We start from the raw sequence: 2,393 nt of genomic DNA on the forward strand, positions 1-2,393 counted from the left end.
GTTACCGGATAAGGCGCAGCGGTCGGACTGAACGGGGGGTTCGTGCATACAGTCCAGCTTGGAGCGAACTGCCTACCCGGAACTGAGTGTCAGGCGTGGAATGAGACAAACGCGGCCATAACAGCGGAATGACACCGGTAAACCGAAAGGCAGGAACAGGAGAGCGCACGAGGGAGCCGCCAGGGGGAAACGCCTGGTATCTTTATAGTCCTGTCGGGTTTCGCCACCACTGATTTGAGCGTCAGATTTCGTGATGCTTGTCAGGGGGGCGGAGCCTATGGAAAAACGGCTTTGCCGCGGCCCTCTCACTTCCCTGTTAAGTATCTTCCTGGCATCTTCCAGGAAATCTCCGCCCCGTTCGTAAGCCATTTCCGCTCGCCGCAGTCGAACGACCGAGCGTAGCGAGTCAGTGAGCGAGGAAGCGGAATATATCCTGTATCACATATTCTGCTGACGCACCGGTGCAGCCTTTTTTCTCCTGCCACATGAAGCACTTCACTGACACCCTCATCAGTGCCAACATAGTAAGCCAGTATACACTCCGCTAGCGCTACGTGACTGGTTCAGGGCTGCGCCCCGACACCCGCTAAAAGCACTGACGCGCCTGCGGCTTGCCCAACCCCGCGCCGTCCGGGAAAGAATTTCCCGATCGACCCGACGTTTCTGTTTACCTGTGATGTTAACGTTTGGATCTTTTTCCCGGGTTTACCTATTTTAATGAAGCGTAATGAAGCGTTCACAGCTGACGTTAATAGATGGGTGCTTCATGTTTGGTTTTTCACCAGGAGAACTTATGAACCTTTGCCCCGATGAACGTCTGCTCTTTGTGCGGATGATTTCCGCTATGCTTCGCCGTTCGGGCGGTGATGCGGGTGCTGTTATGTTTGAGGCGTATCGCCATATTGTGTCCGATACCAATCAAGCTCGTCGTTCCTACATGCTCGACCTGCTCGAAAGCGTCAGGCATGACTATGTACACGGTGGATATACATAGTTGCCCTGGATACGCTTTTCGTCTAAGTGAGCGTTCTTTTCGTCTCTTTATTCGCCGTCCTGTATACCGAAGCGTGCGCTCAGCTTCTGATAAAGCGCTTCTGCCTGTTCGTGCATTCGCTCACAGTCGGCTGCCTCGTCATCAAGATCGAGTACGTCGAGTTTTTCGAGCAGCAGCAGCGACTGCGCCCGGATAAATTTTGCCATGTTCAGTGCGGCTGATTCCTGTTTTGTCATACGGCTTTTTCCCGGTTTTATGGTGATCGCAGACTGAAATCTTACTTCATTCACTTGAGTGCATAGCCATGCAGGTACGCAGAAATCATCAGGGGCGTTTTTTCTCGATATGGGCACAGAAAGGTGTATGTTTCAGGCCGGAGTCCTCAGAAACGCCCTGAGGGCGCCTGAGGCGGTGCGGGCAACGGATGTTATGTTCAATTCTGTTTTCTTCATATTATCTGGATAGGGAATGATAAAAAAAATCTGCATTACTGTTATCGTCGTTTTTTTGCTGTTGGTTGGCTATGGTGCTTGGATTGGATCTGAGCAAAATCAGCGAGGAGTATCTTTATTTGAGGTTGCATATACATACAACGCAATGAATCCAATTAGTCGGATCGGCTATACATTTATGCTGAAGAGAAATCATGCTTTAGTCGAGAGGGCTGGAGAGGTTAAGAAATCTATTGATAGCATGAGTGGTGAGTGATTTTTTAAATTTAAAGGACTGATATGAAAAAGATACTTTTTTGTTCGCTGCTTCTTCTTTCTGCAAGTTCATTTGCACAACAATTCCATTATCAGTGTGAAGGACGAGATTTAAAGATAATGCTTTCACCTAATGCAGCTTTTCTTGATGGTAAATCATTCGAATATAAGAATGGAGAGACGAATGGGGAAACGACAAAGATGACATTCTTTGGTCCTTCTGGTGAGGTTCTCAAGTTTTTGGTTAATCCTGTCAACAACTTATATCGTATGGGGCTGACTTCAGGTGCTACATTTGAAGAGATAAATTGCACTGAAATCTAGAAATATTTTATCTGATTAATAAGATGATCTTCTTGAGATCGTTTTGGTCTGCGCGTAATCTCTTGCTCTGAAAACGAAAAAACCGCCTTGCAGGGCGGTTTTTCGAAGGTTCTCTGAGCTACCAACTCTTTGAACCGAGGTAACTGGCTTGGAGGAGCGCAGTCACCAAAACTTGTCCTTTCAGTTTAGCCTTAACCGGCGCATGACTTCAAGACTAACTCCTCTAAATCAATTACCAGTGGCTGCTGCCAGTGGTGCTTTTGCATGTCTTTCCGGGTTGGACTCAAGACGATAGTTACCGGATAAGGCGCAGCGGTCGGACTGAACGGGGGGTTCGTGCATACAGTCCAGCTTGGAGCGAACTGCCT

At 48.3% G+C, this 2,393-nt stretch carries 5 protein-coding genes; 3 read left to right on the top strand and 2 right to left on the bottom strand.

The features are described from left to right. The first annotated feature begins 727 nt into the window (after positions 1-727). Positions 728-994, top strand: a complete 267-nt coding sequence (locus DW56_RS18015; protein WP_223173001.1) for a hypothetical protein — start codon at positions 728-730, stop codon at positions 992-994. Positions 995-1,041: 47 nt separating this feature from the next. Here DW56_RS18015 and DW56_RS18020 read toward each other — a convergent pair whose 3' ends face one another. Continuing rightward, on the bottom strand, positions 1,042-1,230 hold the full coding sequence (locus DW56_RS18020) for a Rop family plasmid primer RNA-binding protein (RefSeq protein ID WP_000165998.1): 189 nt from the start codon (positions 1,228-1,230) through the stop codon (positions 1,042-1,044). A 232-nt stretch (positions 1,231-1,462) separates the two neighbouring features. Here DW56_RS18020 and DW56_RS18025 point away from each other — a divergent pair, with 232 nt between their 5' ends. Together DW56_RS18025 and DW56_RS22495 are read left to right on the top strand one after the other, a co-directional pair. Next, a complete protein-coding gene (locus DW56_RS18025; protein ID WP_001560795.1) occupies positions 1,463-1,702 on the top strand; it encodes a hypothetical protein in 240 nt (79 codons plus the stop codon). A 23-nt stretch (positions 1,703-1,725) separates the two neighbouring features. Further along, positions 1,726-2,025, top strand: coding sequence for a hypothetical protein (locus DW56_RS22495; RefSeq protein ID WP_016247612.1), 300 nt, complete (start codon positions 1,726-1,728; stop codon positions 2,023-2,025). A gap of 228 nt (positions 2,026-2,253) precedes the next feature. Here DW56_RS22495 and DW56_RS23235 read toward each other — a convergent pair whose 3' ends face one another. Further along, on the bottom strand, positions 2,254-2,367 hold the full coding sequence (locus tag DW56_RS23235) for a hypothetical protein (RefSeq protein ID WP_059570819.1): 114 nt from the start codon (positions 2,365-2,367) through the stop codon (positions 2,254-2,256). Between the last annotated feature and the right edge of the window lie 26 nt (positions 2,368-2,393).

Origin of the sequence: Franconibacter helveticus LMG 23732, from assembly GCF_000463115.2 — a bacterium.
GTDB classification, from domain to species: domain Bacteria; phylum Pseudomonadota; class Gammaproteobacteria; order Enterobacterales; family Enterobacteriaceae; genus Franconibacter; species Franconibacter helveticus.